The following is a 21,772-nucleotide window of genomic DNA, read 5'->3' as shown; positions in this document are numbered from 1 at the left end:
ATATCCCGGCTGACCGCGCGGTTGCCGAAACCGTAAAAATCGGAGAACTCACACCGTCGCATCATCCGAAAATTCCGGCCCTGCGCGATGGATCCGCCAAGACGTCCCGAATCAGCAGACCCAGGTCCGCATCACCCGCGACCGGGCGATACCGCAGCTCACACAGGCAATTCCCGCCGGCATACACCGCGAACCAATGGAACTGCGCGCCCGGCTCCCAGGCGGCCGCCGCCCCCATCCGATCCAGCTCGATCACCTGCTGACCGACCCGCAGCACCAACCCGGCCTGATCGCGATAGAACGAGACCGGCGTCCCGTCCACATCCCCGTACACGCCCGACACCGCCCCCGCCGACGGCGCCGCACTCAACGTCCCGGTATCCGGATCCAGCATGGCGAACTCGCCGTACCCCGCATGCGCCCGCAGATAGATCGCCCCACCGCGCACCGGCGCGGACGCGCGCGGGAACCGCTGCCCGCCACGCGACCCACCACGCCCGTTCCCGCCCGCGGCCGGCGCCGGAGCCATCGGCGACCCCATCATCGGCGCCCCACCCTGCGACGGCGGAACACCATGACCGGTCTGCCCATTCGCTCCCGCCGCGCCCGGAGCCGAAGGCCCACCCGGCTCGGTCGCCCCCGGCCCACCCGGAGCGCCATGCCCGCCGGGCATACCCGGTGCGCCAGGGTCGTGCGGCATGCCCGGAGCACCCGGCGCATCCGAGCCACCGGGCACACCCGGGCCACTCGGTGCCCCCGGACCACCGGGCAGGTTCGTGCCATTCGGTGCACTCGGAGCACCGGGCATACCCGGGTCGGTCGGACTACCCGGAGCGCCAGGCCTACCCGGGTCGCCCGAATACGACGGGTCGGGCACGCCCGGCGCCCCGGGGTACGACGGCTCTCCAGGTGACGGCCACTCGGGCGGCACCGAAATACCCGGCGTCCCACCATCTCCCGGCGGCACGGGCTGGCCCAGCGGCCAACCGCCATCCGGCGGCATCGGAACCCTCGGCGGCCAAGAGAAATCCGGAGGCGTGGGTACGCCCGGCGGCCAATTGCCGTCCGGCGGCTGCGGCATCTCCGGCGGCTTGGGCAACCCAGGCGGCCAGGGCATCTCCGGCGGCTGCGGAAGCCCCGGGGGCCAAGACATTTCCGGGGGCTTCGGAAGTTGCGGCGGCACAGGCGGATTCGGTGGCACCGGAGGCTGCGGCGGCACCGGAATCTCCGGGGGCACCGGGATCTGCGGGGGCACCGGGATCTGCGGCGGCGTCGGCTGCACCGGAGGCTGCGGCGATACAGGCGGGTTCGGCGGCGGATCGCAGTCGTCGTCGGGCTCGTCCGAGGGATCCTGCAGGCCCGGCGGCGGTGTCCACGGGTGCGGCTGCTGCGGCGGGTCCGGGGTGTAATCCGGGAACTCGACATCGAAGTCGCGCGGAACTCGCGGCATGTGCGAGCGCCAGTTCGGGTTGTACCGGAACTCCGGACCATCAGGGCTCGGGTCACCAGGAGTCGAATCACCACCGTCACCCGGCGTCGAATCAGCCCCGCGAGCGGCAGGACCACCATCACCGGAGGCCGACTGGCCGTCACCGGTTGCCGAATCTCCGCTTTCCGGCCTCGACTCCCCTTCACCGGGCATCCGGTCACCGCCGACACCACGATCCGAACCATCCGAGTCGCCGGGGGACGCGTCGCCGTCGCCGATCAAATCGCCGGCGCCGGTGTCCTCGTCCGAGCTGTCGGAATGAGGCGGCTCGCGGCGCGTTCCGGCCGCTCGGTCCTGCTCCTGCGGCGAACCAACCGGCAGATCCGGCTCGGCAGGGGGCTCCTGACGGCCGGGGCCGCCAGGCTCGGGTGTGGGCTCCGAGCCGGGGAATGGTCCGGGGATCGGCTGGCCGGCCGCGGGTGCATTGCGTCGCGGACCGGCATTTCGGTCCGGCTCGGTGGGCGGAACCTGACGAGGTTCGGCAGAAGCGCCAAGTTGACCAGCCTCCGAATCCGTTTGTACCGCTGGCTGATCCGAACGATCCGGGGACAGGTCGGCGTCAGGCGTGCCCTCGGTCTCGGGCGTGTGCTCGGTATCGGGTCGCCGCTGCGGCTCCAGCGGGGACTCGGCTGGCTGATCCAGCTCGGCGGACGGGGCCGGTCGGAGCTCGGGGTGGGGCTGTGCCCAGTCCCCGCGTGGGTCCACCGGGGAAGGCGCGGGGCGCTCGTCGGTTTCGGGAGAGGTGGCCTCGGGTTGGACGGTGGCGTTCTCGTCGGTGGGCGTGGCGGGCGGATTCTGTTGTGGGGTTTGGTGGTTCGGCTGCTCGAGGTCGCTGTCCGGGGTCGGGGCGGCGGAGGGATGGTCCGGCATGGGTGGAATCGCCGGGGGCGCGGGGGGATTCGCCGGAGCCGGGGGGTGGGGCGGCATCGGCGGGAGGTTGCGTGGGGGGTAGGGACGGGATTGGGGTGGGCCGGGGACGTAGGGGATGCCGGCGCGGTCGCCGGTGAGGGGTGGGCGGTGGGCGTCCCAGTGGTAGCCCTGGATGGCGGCTACCGCGGCGTTGGCGTCGCTCCAGGTTGCGTTCTCGTTCTCGCGCAGGAAGTTCGATTCGGCGAGGGCGTCTTGCAGGAGCAGGATGTCGGCGGGGAGGGGGTTGCCGTCGATGAGGCGGTTCCAGGCTTCGGCGACATCGGCGACGACGTCCAGGCGTCCCATTCGCCATTGGTTGTCGACCGGGTCGAGGTACCAGTGCCGGTCCCGCATCAGGTGGTTCTTGATCTGCTGGATCTGTTCGGGGGTGAAGACCGGCGGGAGCATTTTCCGCACCGCGGCGCGCAGCTGTTCGTCGAGGGCGCGGGCGAGGTCGTCGCGGTCGGGGGCGTTGCGCAGGTTCTCGCGCAGATCGGTGGCGAGTTGCCTTGCGTAATCGGCGTTTTCGGAGCCGAGGAGGCGGGTGACCTTGGCGATCAGCTTGTTCAGGTCGGCGCCGGCGGGGTTCGCGAAGACTGCGAGCGCCGCGTCGACGAAACCTTCCAGGGCCTCGCGGCGAGAATTCTGGTAGTCGACGACATTGCGGGCTATCGCCGCGACATCGTTGTCGGGGCCGTCGGCGACATCATCACGGTCGAATCGCGCGTACTGCTCATTGGCCCAGCGCTGCACCTTGGCCCACCGCTCGGCGGCGGCCTGCTGCGCCTCGCTCCAGGGCCGGGACGGCTCGATATCGGCGGCGCGCTCACCGCGATCCCATTGGCGGATCATCGGCTGGATGTCGCCCGGGCGCATCCCGAACAGGATCGATCCCTTGACCTTTGGCTTGAACGCGGGGCTGATGCGGGCAGGCTGGGCCGAATCGCCGAACCAGGTGAACCCGCCCAGCTTCGCGACCTCCAGGATCACTCGCATCACATTGGAGGCCGCATCCGCGAACGGCAGCGCGAAGGTCGGATCGTCCGGGTCGGCGATGGGCTTCTTGCCGCCGGGGATGTGCGGCAGCAGATCCTGGTTCTGAGCGCCCGCGGGCAGTCCGCTCACCTGGTCGATGACGGCGCCGACGACCGCGGCCTGCACCTGGTCGGCGGCCCAGCCGCTGAGGCCCTGCGCCATCTCCAGCTTGAACTCGTCCGGCCAGGCGTTCGACCCGCGATTCTGAGTCCAGTGCGGCCGGGTCTGATTCACCTCGTGCCAGTTGCCCGCACCGTCGCGCCAGCGCGTGCTGAGGACGCGGTCGCTCCAGTTCCCGCCGGCGCTGAGACGATTCACGGCCAGCTCCGACCGGGTCAGCGTCACCCCGTCATCGCGGCCCGCGGTGACCCGCAGGCGTTCGACGACGGTGCTCGGATCGGCAATGGCCTGCGCCACTTCGGGAATGAACAGCAGGGCCTCCGCGAGGGCCCGATCGTGGTCGCCGAACGGGCGGCCGAGTTCATCGCGCGGGCCGAAGACGAGGATCCGCCGCGGCTGTCCGTCCACCATCGCCACCCGGGGCGTCACCAGGCGCGCGCCCTCGGCCGCGGCAATGCGCCGCCACTCGCCGGCGATACGGGCCATCTCGTCCTGGATGCGGCCGATCCTGTTGTGCGCCCGGTTCACATCGTCCGCGGCGGCCCGCAGTCTGTCGAGATCGCCTGCGCGGTCGGGGAAGGCGTCGCTCAACCGCCACAGCGCATCGGTCAGGTGGTCATGGCTCAGTGCGGTCTCGTTGACCGTCCCATCGGAGTTCAACAGGCGCGGCACGGTGTCCGGTTCGTGCGCCGGGCGCTGTTCCGCGGCCTGCCGCGCCAGTTCCGCGTCCAGCGGACCCAGGGCCAGCGCCAGTTCGTCCCGGGCGATCCGCCGGGGCTTGACGCGTTGCAGCTCATCGCCGCGTTCGGCGGCCAGCCGATCCATCTCGGCCATGACCTCCGCGGTCCGCGGCAGGCCCGCGGCGGCGCCGGCCCGTTCCAGTTCGTGAATCCGCTGGTCGATCTCCCGGATCTGCTCGCGCAGCCGGATGACGTCCTCGGCCGCGGCGACGAGCTTGCGCAGGGCGGCCAGGCGACGCTCCTGCTCGGCGGGACTATTGGGCAGGCGCTCATTGTGCCGACCCTCGTCGCCGACGCCCTCGATGCCCACGACCCGGGTACCGGCCTCGTTGAACAGTCGAAGTGCGGTCTGCTGCAGGCGATCCCGGGTGCCGAGGGCGGCCTCGGGATCGCCGACGTCCAGCAGCCGCCCGACCCGGGCGTCGCGCTTGGCGCGCTGGAATTCCAGTTCGCGCGCCAGCTCCCGGCGTTCCTGGAGCAGCCGCTCGTATTCGGCGCGCGGCGACTCCGGCTGCGGGCCACCGTGATCCGGCTGCTGCCCGCCCGGTTCCGAGGGATCACCGGCGTCGTCCGCGTTGCGCGCCGGCGGATCCGACAGCGGTTGCTGCGACCCGCCACCGGCGTCCACGGTCGGCCGGCCCGCGCCCGGCTGCTGCACCGGGCCGTGAACCCCGGAGGTCGTTTCGTCTGAGCTGTCCGGCACGGGCTCTGGCCGGCTCGCCGGGGCCGGACCGGAATCGGGCCGGCCGGGACCACCGGGTGTGACCGGACCACCGGCCTGCGGCGGCTCGTCACCGTCGTCGTTCGATGAAGGCGGCTCCGGCGGTCGCTGCGCGGATTCGGCCTGCGGCTGCGACCACTCGATGCGCGGATCGACCGGCCGCGAGGGTGTTGCCACGCCCTCGTTCGCCGACAGATCCTTCGGCTTCGAAGGCACTTCCGCGTTGGCGGGCGGGAGTTGTGAGCCGGTGCCGGGGTGTGGCGGCTGCGGCGACTGCGGTGGAGTGCTCGGAGGCTGGGCCGGCGGGGCGGAGGCGGGCGGGGGCGGGGTGATTGGGGCGTGCGTGATCACGCCGTCGTCATGGATCTCGACGTGGCGGTAGTCGATGGGAATCCCTTGGGCTGCCATCGATCTGGGGAGCTCGTCGCCGACTATGGGCGAGGGGTCGGCGAGTGGGGAGACAACGAGAATCCGGCGGGGGTCCCCTGGGAGGATTCCCACGAAATCGGCGCGGATATCGGCGCCCGCAGCTGTCATGATGTCCCGGGCGGCGCCCAGATTGGCGCCGTGCCGGGCGGCAGCCACCGCATCCCGCGCCGCCATGACGTCCGCCTGCGCCTGGAAGGCCTCGCGCCGCACGACATCCAGTTCGGCGATGCGCTGATAGGCGGCATCACGCTGGTCGAAGTACTCCGCGTGGGTGCGTTCGGGACGGAAATCCGGGTCGGCCACCTGCTCGAGGCGGGCGATCTCGGCGCGCAATGCCTCGTCGATCAATCTGGTGAGCCGAACGACGTTCGTGTCACCAGGATCGATCCCGAGGCGGCCGGCGATCTCGTGCAGCGTGGTCTCGGCCGCGGCGTTCGCGTCCCGCAGCCCTTCCTCTGCCTGCTGGGCGCGATCGATGAGCTGTTGCAACTCGGCGCGCGCCCGCGGCGTGGTCGGAGTGTGGACCTGCGGCAGACCGGTTCGCGGCCAGTCCCCCGATCCCGACGAAACCTGCTGCACCGCCGGCGGTTCGGCAGATTGCTGCGGCGCCGAGCCCTGTTCCGGCAGCACCGAGCCCTGTTCCGGCTGCGCCGTTCCTTCGCTGGGCTGCGTCCAGCCAACCCGCGGATCCACCGGCCGCGGGGACTCCTGACCCGGCTGCATCCAATCGACCCGCGGGTCGGCGGGCTGCGTCGGCTCCTGGGCGGGCTGCATCCACTCCACGCGGGGGTCCGGGATTCCCGGGTCCGGCTCGGGTGCGCGGGTGGGGCCGGAGGTCGGGGTGTTCGGGCCGCCGGGGCCGACGGGGGCGCCGGGGGCGGGTGGGGTGCCGGGGTCGGTGCCGCCGTCGGGGAAGTTGCGGGCGATCCAGTCGGCGAAAGCGGCGGCGCGGTGGGCGGTTTCGGCGGCGGCGCGGAGGTTGTCGAAGGCGTCGTGGACGGCGGGGCCGATGCCACGGATGGTTTGTTGTGCCAGGGCGTCGATGGTGTCGCCGGGGTGCGCGAGGAGGTCGGCCTCGTTGACGGGGAGGCCGGTGGCGCGGAAGAAGTCGGAGATGTTCTGGCGCAGGGCGTCGCGGGCCGCGTCGCGGGCTTGATCGGCGGCCTGGCGGAGCTGTTCGGGCGATTGGGTGGGCTGCTGCGGGGCGGGGGCGTTGTCGGGCCGGGTTGCAGCATCCAGGGCCGAGTGGGCGTCGCGGACGGCGGCTTCGGCGCGGTGGTGGCGTTCGGCGGCCTCGCGCAACTGGTCGCGCTGGGCCTCGGTGTAGCGGGGCTGGTCGGCGTCGGTGCGGTGGGACAGGTAGTCGAGGGTGCCGGGCAGGCGCTGGGGGGTCAGATCCGAGGGGCGGATCGGGCGGTCCGCATCGGTGTCGGCGCCCATGGCGCGCAGGGCGGCATCCCTCGCGGCGAGGGCATTGTCGCGTTCGAGCTCGGCGGCGGCGAGATCGGCGGCCGCCTGGCCCGGGTTCATCGGCGCGGGCGCGGTCAGCTCGTTGTAGCGCGCGGACAAGGCTTCCAGGGCGTCGATCTCGGCGTCGCGGGCGCGCACCTCGGCACGCAGTTCGGCGAGTTCGGCAGCCAGCTGCTCGGGGGTGAGGCGCTCGTGCTGGTCGAGGCGGCCGTCGCGGTACAGCTCGTACACCTCGGCGACGCGGGCCCAGTAGGCCTGCTCGGCGGCGGCGTAGTCGCCTCCGGCGGCGGCGATGTCGGCGGCATTGGGCGGGGTCAGGTCGATGCCGAGCAGACGCGCCCACACCGTCGGCGCGTCCGAGGGATCGTCCGAGCGCGGTTCGCCGATCATGCTGTCGCGGTTCCACGCGTCGCGCAGCAGTTGCGGTGCGGCGGGATCGTGAATCGCCACCTCGCCGTCGACCGCGCGCGGATCGGTGGCCGGGTCGAACCGGAGCTGGTTGGTGTACGGGTCGAGATCGCCCAGGGTGCGGGCGAATTCGGTGAGCGCCGCGACGATCTCGGGTGACGGCCCGGCCAGCAGGTTGGCCGACGCCCGATTGGCCGCGAGCTCGTTCCCGAGCGTGGCGTCGAGCCGCTCGCGCACAGCGGTCACCGCATCGGCGTCCACGCCGCGGATGAGTTTCGCGTAGTCGAGCAGATCCTTGATCTGCTGGAGCCTGCGCGGGCGCGGCGTATCCGGATCGGTCAGGTGGGCGGCCAGCAGCTCCGGGGTCAGATCGGCGGGATCGATGCCCAGGCGCAGCGACATCCGATCCCGCGCCGCCGCCAGCCGGTGGAAGTTGTCGATGGCGTCACTGCTGCGAATGAAGTCCGCCATGCCCTCGATCTGGGCGGCGCGCACCGCATTGTCGTGCCGCAGTGCGGCAATGGCGTCCTCGAGCCGGCCGGGCGCGAGATCCACGTTGTACACCGACATCCGGTCGGCGAGCTCGTCGCGGGCGGCCAGCACCTCGTCCGGGTGGTTCGAGTCCGCGAACTCCGCGAGATCGTTCCGGCCGGGGACCAGGTTCCAGGCGCCGTCGTCCTCGGAACGCATCAGGGTCGCCGACAGGCGGCGGCCGTCCACCACTTCGTCGATGTGCCGGACCTGCGGGGCGTCACCGGGCACCACGTGCAGACGGCCCTGCTCGTCGATGCCGAGCAGGCGGTAGTCCGGTTGCACCGCAGCGTCGTTGACCAGATCACGCAGGCGGGGATCGGTGATCAGCGCATCGGCGAGAATCCGGCCGTGGTTCGCCTCGCCGCTGAGAACCACCAATCGCGGCGGTGCGTCCGGGGTGTCGCCGGGCACGAGGCCGAGATTGTGGTCGAGCAATACGCCGCCGCGCCCGTCCACCCAGGCGCGGGCGGCGTCGTCGGCCAGGCGCTGGGCGAGATCGGCTGCCGTGCCCGGCGTCTCGTCCGGGAAGTGGTTGTGCAGGGCGTCTTCCAGCCGAGCGAGCGCATCGGCGTTGTCGCGCACGCTCATTCGCTGATCGCTGAGAAAACGCGCCAGGCGCTCCGGGGTCAGATCGTCCAGGGCCGTGGCGAGCAGCTGCGACCAGTTCGAGCGCTCGTCGCGAATCTCGTCGCGGCGCAACGCATGTTCGAAGATCGACTTCAGGCCGGTGTCGTAGCGGACCTCGTCCGGGCTGAGATCGCCGAAGGCGTACGGCGCCTCCGCGCCATTGTTGACGCCCTGCGATTCCAGCATGGGCACCGATCGGCCGTTGGCGGCGGCCAGCTCACGCAGGAAGCGGCCCATCGGGTCATTGTCGAAGAAGTTGACGTCACGGCTGAACGCGATGCGCGCGTCCTCGTCGTTGTAGCGGGCCGCCGCCACGGCGAGCGCCTCCACCGCGCCCGCCCGGCGCATCTGCAGCGCGACGGCCTCGTCGAGGGCGCGGCGCAGCGCTTCCGGGCCGGTGTCGGTGAGCTGGATTCCCAGCTCGGCCAGCGCATCCCGCACATCCTGCGGCAGATCCCGATGCGAGTCGGGCGATTCCAGCGCCGGGGCGGAGGAATCCGGTTGCGCACCGCGCTTCAGGTAGTCGTCGATCTCGTCGGCGGCGGAGTGCATTCCGGCGCGGCGCAGATCGTCGGACATCTCGCGCAGCTGCGCCGGATCGACCTCGGTCAGCCACGGTTCGAATTCCGCGCCGTCGCGGTTGCGCATGGCCTGGCCGTCACCGGTTTCCGCGGCCACCCGGCTGGTGAACAGGCGCAGCAGCGGCAGGCGCTCGCGCGCCTTCCACAGCGTGGCGACTTCTTTCGCGATGCGGATCGGGTTGAAGCCGTCGAGGACGACATCGCTGCCGGCGAGATGCGCCAATTCGGAGGCGACCTGCGATTGGTAGTCGCCATCCTGGCCGGAGCCCGACGGATACTTCGGCTCGATCGCGCGATCCCTGCCGATGAGCCGATCCCAGAGCCGCCGCACCAGGGACCGCTTCTCCGGCGTGGATTCCGCCGGACGCGCGGGCGGTGTCTCCGGTGTTGCCGGGCGAGTGGCCTGTTCGGCGCGCCAGGTGCGGTTCGGCCCCTCGGTGAGGCGCACGTGCACCCGCTCACCGTCGACCTCGAGCACCGCGCGGCGCTCGGCCGGATCGTGCCGGTCGGCGGCGGTCAGATCGGCGGCATCCAGTGCGTCACCGTGGATTTCGGCGCGCAGGTCCGCGAAGGCGGCATCCCGGTTGTCCGGGGTGAGCCGCTCGGGATCGATCCGCTCGGGATCGATGCCGAGCCGGCGCGCCCAGTCCTCGGCGTCCGCGGCGTGCCGCGCGCGCTGCTCCGGATCGGTGGCGGCATCGCGGCGCGCCGTGGCATCGGCGAGCGCCTCGAGTCCGCCGGCGCGCAACAGATTCCGGTACTGGAGTTCACCGGCGGCATCGGCGAGGCGCTGCGGAGTGCGGTCCGACTCCGGAATGCCGAGGCGGTCGGCGAGCTCTTGCTGTAGCCGATCCAACGGCAGCGCACGCTGATCACGCTGAGCGAGCCCCTCCTGGCGGGAGGGCGCCCCGGACTCGGGCGGGTTCGCCGGTGCTTGCTGCGCCTGCGGGTGCAGCGGCGCGGTCGGGCTCTCCGAACCCGCGGGCAGCTCGGGGCCCGCCTGAAGCGCGGGCGTTCCCGCACCGTCGGCGGCGCCGGCCAGCCGATCGGCCAGTCCCAGGCGGTCCAGTTCCGCGTCGATGGTGCGCAACTGCTCCGGATCGACCTCGGTCCGCCAGTACTCCTCGTCGCCGTACCGCGCAGTGGCGCTGAGCGGCTCGAAGTCCTCTGGATGCCGCATCCGCGCGGGCGGCTCACCCCGGCTCGCATCGCCGAAATAACCACGAGCTCTGGCCATGTCGGCGATATCGCGCAATACCGACAGCGGATCGGGATGCCGCGCCAGCGCCGGGCCCAACCCGAGCGCCTCGGCCAGCCGCCGCGCGTACTCCAACTCCTCCGGTGAACGCGAAACCCCCTGCTCCGGCGGCAATTCCATCAGGAAGTCGCGCACCGGACGCAGCGCCTCGGGCACCGCATCGACATCGAGCTCGAGTATCGGGCTCTCCCCCACCGGCTCCACCAACCCGGCCTGCGGCGTCGCCTCCACTTCACCCGGACCCGGCCACGGCTGGGTCACCGCCTCGGACGGACTCGGCAACGGCGGTGTAGTCGCCTGAGATGGACCCTGCGGCCGCAATGGCTGCGCCGTCGCCTCCGACAAATCCAGCTGCGGCACAGGCTGGGTCGTCGCCTCCGACGAATCCGGGGGCGGCAGGGGCTGAGTGGTCGCCTCCGACGGGTTCGGGGGCGGCAGCGGTTGTGTCGTGGCGGACGGGTCGACGTTCGGGTCGGAGTCCCGGTCGCGGGATTCGGCCCGGCCGTCGGGGCCGTCCGGATCGGAGGCGGGTGGAGCGCCGGGGGTGCGGCCGGGCGGCTGCCGGCCGTCGCCGTCGGCGGGGGCTGGGTCGGGGCGGCCGCCGGCCTGTTCCCAGAACCAATTCGCGCGGTCGGCGGAGATGCGGGCCAGGTGGTCCGCCGTTTCCGCTTCCAGCCGCGCCCAGCGCTCCTCCTGGCTGCCGGGCACCTCGCGGTCGGCCATCTCGTGCAGCCAGCTCGCGCGCTCGGCATCCATGCGGGCAGTCCAGTCCGCCTGTTCGGCCTGCATGCGGTCGAACCAGGAGTCCGGGTCGAACGGCGGCCGATCCGGATCACCGTCGTCGCGGCGCGCCTCCGGGCCGGGGGTATCGTCGCCGGGAACGCTGCGGGTCGGCGGCTGGAGGGTGCCGTCGGCGTTGAAGCCCTGCCTGATCTTGCCGGGGGTGTCGTCGCCGGCGGTGTTCGGATCGTCCTCGAAGGCAGGGTTGTTCGCCACATGCTCGGCGTAGGCCTGGGTGAGCAGCTCGTAGAGCACCTGTGCGGGTTCGCTGGCGTCGTCGCCATTGAGCTTGACGTCGGTGAAGGCCTCCGCCAGCGCCTCGCTGCGATTCAGCATGCCGTTGTCGTCGAAGCTGTAGCCGCTGAGCTCCTGGTACCACTCGACGAAATCGAGGAAGTCGAGATTGCCGCGAGTCCGCCGGTAGTACTGCTGGAGCGCATCGAAGAGCAGGTAGTGCGCCTCCAGCTGACTGGTGAAGTCGATGGCGTGCGCGAACTCGTGCACCATCGTCGAATAGATCGGGCGCGCACCGGATCCCGGCACCAGATGCCCATCGTCCTCGGCCCCTTGGACCCGCTCGGCGAATCCAGCCGGATCGAGAGCCCAGCGCTCGTTCAGCGTCAGCGAATCGCAGTAGGTCAGGCCGCCGTCGTCGCCCGGGTCCGCCTCGGCGAACACGCCGTCGTCGTCGAGCGGCGCGATGCGCACCGACAGCAGGTCGGTATCCGGGTACTGGCGCATCATGTCGTCGATGGCGCGGGCGAATTCACGCAGCACCTCGACATCGATGTCGGGGTTGTCGAATCCGACGACCTCCAGATCCCATTCGTTGTCGAGCCGATCGATGATGCCCTGGTGATCCAGGTCCGACCACTCGTCGTCCGGGCGCGGCGACCAATCCGAATCCGGAGGATTCGCCTCGGGGCCCGGATCGGACGGCGGCGTATCCGAGAGCCCGTCCATCGACTCCGGCTGCGTCGCATCCGGTTTCGAACGCTCGGCCGTAGCGGGGCCCGGCAGTCCGGCATCCGCCAGCGTGGTCTGCAGCAATCGGTACAGCACCTGGGCGGGCTCGCTGGCGTCGCGGCCGTTCAGCTGGACATCACGGAAGGCCTCGGCCACCGCCTCACCGGGATGGAGCATGCCGTTGCCGTCGAACGCGTAGCCCGGCAGCTGATCCAGCCAGCGGATCAGCGCATTCACATCGGACGAATCATGGACGGCCACAAAGTGATCGATCAGCACGTCGAGCGCCGAACTGCGGGCCTCCCGCTGCCCGGCGTGATCCATGACGTGGCCGAACTCGTGCACGATCGCCGAATACACCGGGCGCACGCCCGATCCCGGCGCGTGGCGGCCCTCGGCCTCCTTGTTCCTGATGTGCTCGGCGAAGGCCGCGGGGTCGCGAGCCCACGCATCGTTGAAGACCATCCGATCGGAGATGAGACGTCCGGTCTCGTCACGTCCGGGCCAGGTGGCCGCGATGGCGTCGGGATCCTGTGGAATGGGACCGATCTCGACCTGGCGGAGGGTGACGCCGCGGTGCTCGGACAGCAGATCGTCCAATGCCCGCGCGTATTCGCGCAGCACCTCGACGTCGATATCGCCGTTGTCGAATCCGACGGTCTGCACCCCGAGCTCGTTCTCGATCCGGTCGATGATGCCGTCGCGATCCAGATCCGACCACTCGTCGTCCGGACGCGGCGACCAATTCGTCTCCGCGTCATCGGGATCCGGCATCGGGGTCGAGTTGTCGGCGCCGGACCGCCGCTGCGCGGAATCGTCCCCGGTCTCCGAATTGGACTGGGCCAGAGAGTCTTTCAGCAGCCGGTAGAGCACCTGCGCGGGTTCACTCGCCTCGGGCCCGTGCAGGATGACATCGGTGAACGCCTCGGCCAGCGCCTCACGCGTATTCAGTGCGCCGTGTTCGTCGAAGGCGTAGCCCGGCAGCTCATCGTGCAGCCAGTTGAAGAAGGCGTCGGTGTCCCGCGTGCCGGTCTCGGCGACAAAGTGGCGGGCCAGGGCCATCAGGGCGGCGTCATTGGCCGCGAGCCGGCCATTGGCGTCGAGCACATGGCCGAATTCGTGCACGATCGTCGAATACACGGGCCGATCACCGTGGCCCCACACGAATTCGCCGGATTCCTCCCGCGCGAGCACGTTTCCGACCAGCGCGCCGATGTGCTCGGCGAAGAAGCCATTGAGCACGATCCGGTTGCGGACGGGGTGGCCGCCCTCCATGTCCGAGGTGGCCACGGCCATCGGCAGGAACATCGAACCCATCCCGATCTCGATGCCGTCCAGATCGATGCCCGGGAAGCGGGTCAGCATATCGTCGATGGCGCGCGCGAATTCGCGCATCACCTCGGGATCGACGTCGGGGTTGTCGAAACCCGCCACCTCCAGATCCCAGCGGCGGCGCAGCTCGTCGGCGATCTCGGTGCGGTCCAGTCCGGACCAGGCGTCGTCCGGCCGCGGCGACCAGTCGTAGGCCGAATCCTCCTCGTTCGCATCGTGATCCGGCAGCCCGTCGTGCGGATCGTCCGCGCCCGGCACCGGGTCGGCCCCTTCCATCCGGCCGATGATCCGGCGGCCGCCCCCGGACTCGTCCGGCCCCAGCTGTGCCTTGCCGTTCTGCAGCAGCTTCTCGATCCGCTCCGCCATCCGCAGATTCCAGCGGCGACCCAACTCCTCGGCGACGCCCGTCCGGTCCAGCGGCGCCCAGACATCGTCGGCGGGCGGCGACCAGCTCTGACTCGAATCCCGCGGGCCCACCGCCTGGTTCGCGTCGGCACCGGATGGCTCCGGTTCCGGTGCGCCCGCCGGGTCGCGCGGACCCGGATCCGGCGGCACGGGCGGGAAGCCGCGGCGCCGGTCGGATGCGGCGTCGGGCTGCCGGGCCGGGCCGTCCGCGGGCGGGGTCGGATCACCCAGGGGCAGATCCGGGTCGCCGTCGAACATGGTCGGGTCCGCGAGCATGGCGGCATCCACCAGATGCCAGAACAGGACGCGGGCCGGCTCGGTGGCGTTCTCGCCGTTCAGAATCACGTCGGCGAAGGCTTCGGCGAGGGCCTCGCCGGGCCAGATATCGCCGTCCTCCTTGAAGCTGTAGCCGCTCAACCGGCCGAGCCAGTCCAGGAACGCGGCCTCGTCCATCTCCCCGCGCGTGGTCTCGAAATAGTCGGCGAGAGCGTCGAATACGGTGTCGCGAGCCTCGCGCTGCCCGCGAATGTCCATGACATGGCCGAATTCGTGCACGACGGTCGAATAGATCGGCCGGTCCGCCGAGCCCGGTACCAGGAATCCGTCGGCCACCGATTCGGCGACCGCGCGGCGGAATGCCTCCGGATCGGTCGCCCAGGCCGCGTTCAGCACCATGCGCTCGGCATCGCCGTCCCGGAAGAAGGCCCAGGTTTCGGCGAAGGTATCCGGGTCCTCCATGGGTCCGATGTCCACCGCGCGCAGCGGAGCGCCCGGGAACATCCGCAGCATGTCCTCGATCCCACGGGCGAACTCGCGCAACACTTCCGGATCCACATCGGTGCGGTCGAAGTTGTGCACCAACTCCGGTTCCAGGTCCTCGGGCAGACCGTCCGGCGAGCGCTGCTCCAGGTTGTCGCGCAGCAGCGTCTGCAGCCGGTCGATGATTCCCTGGCGGTCGAGCCGGGACCAGTCGTCATCGGGGCGCGGTGACCAATCCGGTTCGGGCGCCGCAAAATCCTGCGCCCAGTCGTCGCCGTCGAAGTACTCCGGGCCGTCGGAATCGTCGGGCCGCGGCGGGACGCTTCGGTCGCCCGGGTCCGCTTCGCGCGCCTGACGGCGATCGGGACCCTCGGTTCCCGGATCGTCCTGCCGCCATGATCCATCCGGACGGCGCGATTGATCCGGCTGTGCCGCAGGCTTTTCCGCGAGCGGCGTTTCGGGACGCACGGCCGGATCGGCGGCTGCGGGTGGCTGGTTCGGCGGCTGCGGGGGCGGGTCGAGGGCCGGTGTGCCCGCCGCGCCGTCGTCGGGATCGTCGTCGGCGTCCGGGCGGGGCGGCAGCAGTTGGTCGCGGTTCGGCGGTGCGGGGGCGTAGGGTATGCCGGCGCGGTCGCCGGTCAGGGGCGGGCGTTCGGCGTCCCAGTGGAAGCCGTCCAGGGCTGCCGCGTGGGCGTTCGCCTCGCGCCAGGTGGCATCCGGGTTGGCGCGCAGGTAATCCGATTCGGCCAGGGCGTCGCGGAGCAGGAGGATGTCCGAGGGCAGCGGTTCGCCGGCGATGAGGCGGTTCCAGGCCTCGGCCACATCGGCGACGGCGTCGAGCGGGCGGCGGACCAGCTCGCCGGTTTCGGGATCGGTCACCAGGTGCGGGTCGCGCATCAGGTGGTTCTTGATCTGCTGGATCTGCTCGGGGGTGAAGACCGGCGGGATCTGCTGGGCCGCGGCGGCCTGGAGGCCGTCGACGACGGCCCGGGCCAGCGCATCCCGATCGGTGACGTCCAGGTCGTCGAGGGCCTGTCGCAGATCGGCGATCCGGTCGCGGGCGTCGTCGGAGAGCTCGGGTCCGTCGAAGACCAGGTCGAGCAGGATGTCGGCCGGGTTGTCGTCGGGGCGGGCGGCGAGTTCCCCCTCCACCTGGCGGATGAAGTCGGACAGCCCGGCGTCCTGTTCGGCGCGGTGGGTGGCGAGATTGCCGACAATGGTGTCGATATCGCTGTCGTCGGCGCGGAAGCGCGCGTACTGCTCGTCGGCCCAGCGCTGCACTTGCGCCCAGCGCTCGGCGGCCTGCCGCTGCCGCTGTTTGAACTCGTCGGACACCTCGCCGGCATCGTCGGCGTGCTCGGCCGGGGTGTACTCGCGCACCATCGGCTGCACTTCGCCCGGCCTGGAGCGGAACCACGGGTGGCCCTTGAAGCCGGGGCGGATTCGGCCGGGGTTGTCCGGATCGGCGAACCAGGTGAAGCCGCTCAGCTTCGCCACTTCCAGCACGACGCGCATGATGTGGCCCGCCGCGTCCGCGTACGGCAGCGCGTAGGTGTCCATCCCCTGCGGCACGCCCGAGGGGTCCTTGCCGCCCGGGATGTGCGGCAGCAGATCCTTGTTGACGCCGGTATTCGGTTCGCCCGGAGCCGGATCGACGAAGACATCGGCCACCGACGCCTGGATGCGGTCCACGGCCCAGCCGCTGACGCCTTCGGGCAGATCCCGAGCCTCGAACTTCTTGGGGAGGTTGCCGGCGTCGCGGTTGAACTCCAGATCCGGTTTGGTGGGATCGACGTGATGCCAATTGCCTTCGCCGTCACGCCATCTGGTGCTGTTGAGGCGAACGCCATTGCGCGGATCGGAGATGAGGCGGTTCACCCGCGGCGGCGGGGCGTCCACCACGGTGCGATTGCCTTCGCGGTCGCCCAGAACCTGGCGGTACTCGATGCGGGTGCTCGGGTCGACCATGGCCTGCGCCACCGCGGCGCTGTAATCCAGGGCCTGCGACAGGGCGCGGTCCAGGTCCGCATTGGGGCGCGGGCGGACCTCGCCGTCCGGACCGGCCACGAGTTCGTCGCGCGGGCCGAAGACGATGATGCGGCGCGGATCGCCGTCCACGATGGCCACCCGATCGGTGACCATGCGCGCGCCCTCGGCCTCGGCCAGCTGGCGGTAGGCGGCGGTGACGCGCTCCATCTCGTCCTGGATGCGGCCGATCCTGTTGTGCGCCAGATTGACTTCGTCGGCGGCGCGGGCGAGCCGGGCCACATCCGGATCGTCCGGGTTCGCGGCGCGCAGCTCGTCGAGAGTGGCACGCAGGTTCTCCGGGCTCAGTGCCGACTCGTCGACCCGGCCGTCCGCATCCACCAGGCCGAAGCGTTCGGCCAGCTCGTCGCGCTCGCGACGAGTCGGCTTGATCTGCTGCAGTTCCTCGGCGCGTTCCCGGGCCAGGCGATCGTGCTCGGCCTGCACCTCGTCCGGCAGCGGGCGGGCGCGGATATCGCCGGTCTGCTCCAGGGCGCGCATCTCGCGGTCGACCGCGCCGAGCTCGTCCTGCAGCTGATGCACCCGCTCGGCGGCCTCGACCAGCTTGCGCAAAGCCTCACGGCGCCGGTTGATCTCGTCTGCGCTGAGGTTCTCCCGCGCCTGACTCGGGCCGTCCTCGCCCACGCCCGGAATATCCACCGTCTGGATGCCGAGCTCATCGAGCAGCCGAAGTTCGGTCTGCGCCAGCGCCTCTCGCGTACCGAGCGCCTCATCCGGATCAACACCGTCGAGCAGCCGCCCAATGCGCGCGTCCCGCTTGGCCCGCCAGAACTCCAGCTCCCGCGCCAATTCCTTACGCTGCTGCAGCAATTCGTCATAGCGATCCCGCGCAGCATCCGGATCCGGCGTGGGCTCGGACTGATTCCCGCCCTCGGGCGTGGGATCGCCCGCGGGATCGGCGGCAGGCTTGGGCTGCGGGCCCTCGGCCGGTTCGCCTTCCGGCTTGGGCTGGGAACCCTCGGACGGATCGCCTTCCGGCTTGGGCTGCGCCTCGTCCGAAGGCTCGGTCTCCGGCTCGGGCCGCGCACCCTCCGACGGATCGGCTTCCGGCGTCGGCTGAACGCCCTCCGACGGGTCGGCCTGCGGCTTCGGCTGCGAGCCTGCGGCGGGAGCGGCTTCGGACTGGGGCCGGGCGGCTTCGGGGGTTCCGGCATCCGGGTCTGACGGGTCCGCCGGCTTCGGGCGACCGGATTCGCCGCTTTCGGGTCTGCCGCCGATGCCATCCCAGAGCCAGTCGGCCCGGTCTTGAGCGATCTTGGCGACCCATTCGGCGTTATCGGCCTGGAAGCGGGCGTAGCGGGCATCGGGGCTATCGGAGGTGTCCTGGTCGGCAAGCTCGCGAAGCCATTGCGCGCGTTCGGCATCCATACGCGCTTCCCAGTCGGCCTGCTCGGCACGCATGCGATCGAACCACTCGTCCGGGCCGTCGGAAGGATCCGGCCGCCTGTCCGGACCATCTGGGTCGGGAGCGGGTGCGGTGTCCGGCGGCTTGGGCGGCTCGCCGCCGCCACCCTCGGCCGGTTGCAGTTCGGGGGCGCTCTCCGATTCCTGCTCCGCTTCGGGGCGCACCTGCTCGCGTTGCTGAACCGGTTCGGGCTGTTGCACAGGATTGTCGGAACGGGTCTCGGACGCGGGCCGCTGCACGGGGTTGTCCGGACGAGTCTCGGACACAGGCCGCTGCACTGGGTTGTCCGGACGAGTCTCGGACGGAGGCTGCACGGGGTTGTCGGGACGGGTCTCGGACGCGGGCTGCTGAATGGGGTTGTCCGGGCGTGTTTCCGACGCGGGCTGCTGGACCGGGTTGTCCGGGCGGGTTTCGGTGGCGGGCTCGGATTCCGGCTCCGGTTGGGGCGTGGGGCGGCGTTCGGGTTCGGGCCGGCGCTGGCGGCGGCGCTCGGCGGGTTCGCGGCTCTCGCCGGAATCGGTGCGGGTCGTGCCGTCTTGCGTTGTGCTGGAGGAGTTTTCGAGGCTTCCGAGAAGCAGTTCGTAGAGGACGTGGGCGGGCTCGCTGGCGAACTCGCGGTTGAGTTCGACATCGGTGAAGGCCTCGGCCAGCGCCTCGACCGGATCGAAGCCGCCGTCGTCGAAGAAGCTGTAATCGCTGAGTTGGCGCACCCATTCGTCGAAGCGCGCGTATTCGGCGTCGGTCCACTCGGTGACGCGGTAGGCGTCCTCGTAGTGGTCGAGCAGCGCATCCCAAGCCGCGTCCCGGGACACCGTATCCGAGGTGAAGTCCAGGACGTGCGCGAACTCGTGCACGATCGTCGAATGCACCGGCCGCTGCGCCGATCCCGGCACCAGATCGCCCGCGGCCTCGTCCTCGGCGATATTGTCGGCGAAGCGGCGCGGATCGGTGGCGTAGCCCTCGCTGAGGATGATCCGATTGCGCGGATCCGCGCTGGTTCCGGGATCGGTCTCGGCGTACTTGTCGGGATCGGCGATCGGCTCGATCGCGATCCCCCGCAGATCCGCTTCCGGGTAGTTCCGCATCATGGAATCGACTGCGCGCGCGAACTCCCGCGCCACCTCCGGATCGACCCCGGCCCGGTCGAAGCCCTCGACCGTGAAGCCCTCCGGTTCCCGGTCCGCGAAGCGCCGCTCCAGGTCGGCGGCGACCTCCTCCGGGCTCAGCTCGGACCAGTGATCGCGCGGCGGCTCGTCGCCACCGTGCAGCACCGCCGGATCATCGCCGCCATCGCGCCCGCCGCCGGACCGGGACCCATCGCCCGCGCGCGCGGGATGCTCGGTGGCGCCGTCGCCCCGATCGATGCCGCTGCGCCGCGCGGCCCGCTCGTAGTCGCGCTGTGTGGGCTGAGATGCACCCTCTGCCAATGGAATCGGCGCTACAAGCAAAGCCTGATCGGCCGGATCGGATGGCGTCGTTACGGAAGGGTCCTGCGGCAGGCCCGCTCGATCCGCGGCGGGCGGCGTCGCCGCATCCTGCGGTGCGGTGGCATCGTCGTCCCGCGCGGGGGTTCCGTCCCGATCACGTGGCGGTGTTCCGGCCTGGTCACCGGTGGCCGGATTTGCGAGCGGTTCGGCGGTCTGCGCAACCGGCGCGTCGGCGCGATCGGCGACATCGCTGGTCGAGGCGGTGGGTTCGACGCCGCTGGAACCGGCTTGCAGACCGGGATTCGCATCGGCGGAGACGATTCCCGGTGTGCGGCCGTCGATTCCGGGCCGGGAGCCGGGAACGGTCCGGGCAGCGTCGGCGCGGCCCGAATCGGCGGGCCCGGCCGCGCGGTTGTCGGTCGCGGGGTTCGCCGGGTTGTTCGGTGTCGTGGCGTTCGACGTGGCCGGACTGGAGGTGGCCGGACTGGAGGCCGCGGGGCTGGAGGTAGTGCTGCCGGTAGGCGTCGTGCTGGTCGGCCCGGTGGCTGTCGCGGGCGTGCCCGCTGTGGTCATCGACGGTCCTCCGGTGGCGGGCGCGCCCATGACGGGGGCGACCGTGCCCGGTTGCGTGCCCGCCGTCGTGTCCGAGGTGTTCAGTGCGCTGGCGTTTCCGGCGGGGCCCCCGTCACTGCGCGCGTTCACGCGGGACTCGGGACTCGAATCCCCTGTGCCGGTGGGGGAATCGATGGACCTGCCGGTCGTATCGGCGGCCGTGGGTGCGCCGACATCTCGGGCCGGGCTGCTCAGCGAGCCATCGCCGGAGTGCTGCGGTGCTGTCGTACTCGATTCGCCGCCCGTGGCTTCCGGAGCCGCCTCCGGGCGGTCATTGCGCCCGGCCGCTCCGCTGCCCTCGTTGTTGTTCGCGGCAGGGCGCTCGGAGGTATCGGTACGCCCGGTGTCGCGGCCGGTGTCATGCGGTGAGGAGGTATCGGGCGTGCCGGTGCTCGCACCCTGGGGGTTCGTCTGCAACCCGCCCGGCTGCTGCCCGCCGGTGGTCGGCGCGGTGTTGTTCCCGGGCGCGCGAGAGGTGTCGTCACCCGGCCGGGCAGCCGTGCCGTCCGGATTGGCGCCGCGACCGTTCTGGTTGGACGCGGAATCGTTCGCGCCCGCCCGGTTGTCGCCGCCGGTCGGCTGATTCCCCTGCACCCCATTGTCGGCGCGCGGTCGATTCCCGTTGTCACCGCCGTTCGGATCGGCACCTCCCGGGCTGTTGTACGGATTGGTACCCTGCGGACCGTTGTACGGATTGGTGCCGCCGGTCGGCATCGGAGGCACGCCCCCCGGCCCGCCGTAAACCCGGTTCGCGCCCGCATGACTGAGGCCCGACAGCCCGCCCTGGAAGGCGCCCGAGGTGAGCATGCGCGGATCGAACTGGGTGTTCTTCAGGTTCTCGACGGCCTTGTCCCAGCCATCCTTGTACACGTCGACGCCGAACTGCGCGCCGGTGCCCGCGGCGAAACCCGCGGTCGCGCCGACCAATCCCGATGCGACGCTTGTGATTCCGGCATTGACGAAGTTGTTGACCCCGGCCCGCCCGAGCTTGTTGCCCAGCCAGCCGCCGAACGGGCCGGCCGCCGCGCCGCCCGCGGCGGAGCTGATGGCGGTGATACCGACCTGGGTCCAGTTGATGTCCTTCCGCTTACCGTTGTTCACCTGGTACTGCTGAATCGCGAGCTCCTGGACCGTGCCCAGGGTGAGATCGATGGCGACGTGCCGCAGGATGAACTTCACCGCGGCCGCACCGGCCATCCGCGCCGCGTAGGTCGCGATGGCCCGGGCCGCGCGGGCGCCGATCATCCGCACCGCGACACGCGTCATGGCGACCACGACCGCCTCCACCGCGGGCGCGGTCGGCGGCCAGATCCACGCCGCCAGGATTTCCGCCGCGGCCAAGGCCAGCGACGACCAGAACATCAGCTTGGTGTATTCGATCTCGGTGCCGGTCGAGAAGGCGGATTCACCGAGATCGTCGAAATATTTCGCGAGATCCTGAATGGAGGTGTCGTCTTTGCCGCTGGTCTTGCCCTGCAAGACGTCGTAGGCCTTGACCATGGCCTCCATACCCTCGCCCTCGGGATAAGCGGCGATGGTCGCATATCTGGCATCGTCGATGGCGGACAGCAGATTTCGCAGCCCATTGGCGCCTGTGCGCCAATCCTCGGCCAGCGCCCACATCTGGGTTTCGCTGCCGTCCGGCCATTCCATGCCGACCAGCCAGCCCACCCATTCGAGCGATTCAGGAAACTCGATATCCCCCAACGCGGGCTACAC

Annotated in this window: 1 protein-coding gene; it reads right to left on the bottom strand. The window is 71.0% G+C overall.

Annotation, left to right across the window (positions count from 1 at the left end):
- Window positions 1–61 precede the first annotated feature (61 nt).
- Window positions 62–21,760 (bottom strand): WXG100-like domain-containing protein, encoded by a 21,699-nt coding sequence (locus ACYQ5L_RS05030; RefSeq protein ID WP_459955845.1) that lies wholly within the window; start codon window positions 21,758–21,760, stop codon window positions 62–64.
- Between the last annotated feature and the right edge of the window lie 12 nt (window positions 21,761–21,772).

The organism is Nocardia sp. IFM 10818, assembly GCF_054655275.1.
Note: the sequence above shows the minus strand (reverse complement) of the source record. Positions and strands in the feature narration are given on the sequence as shown.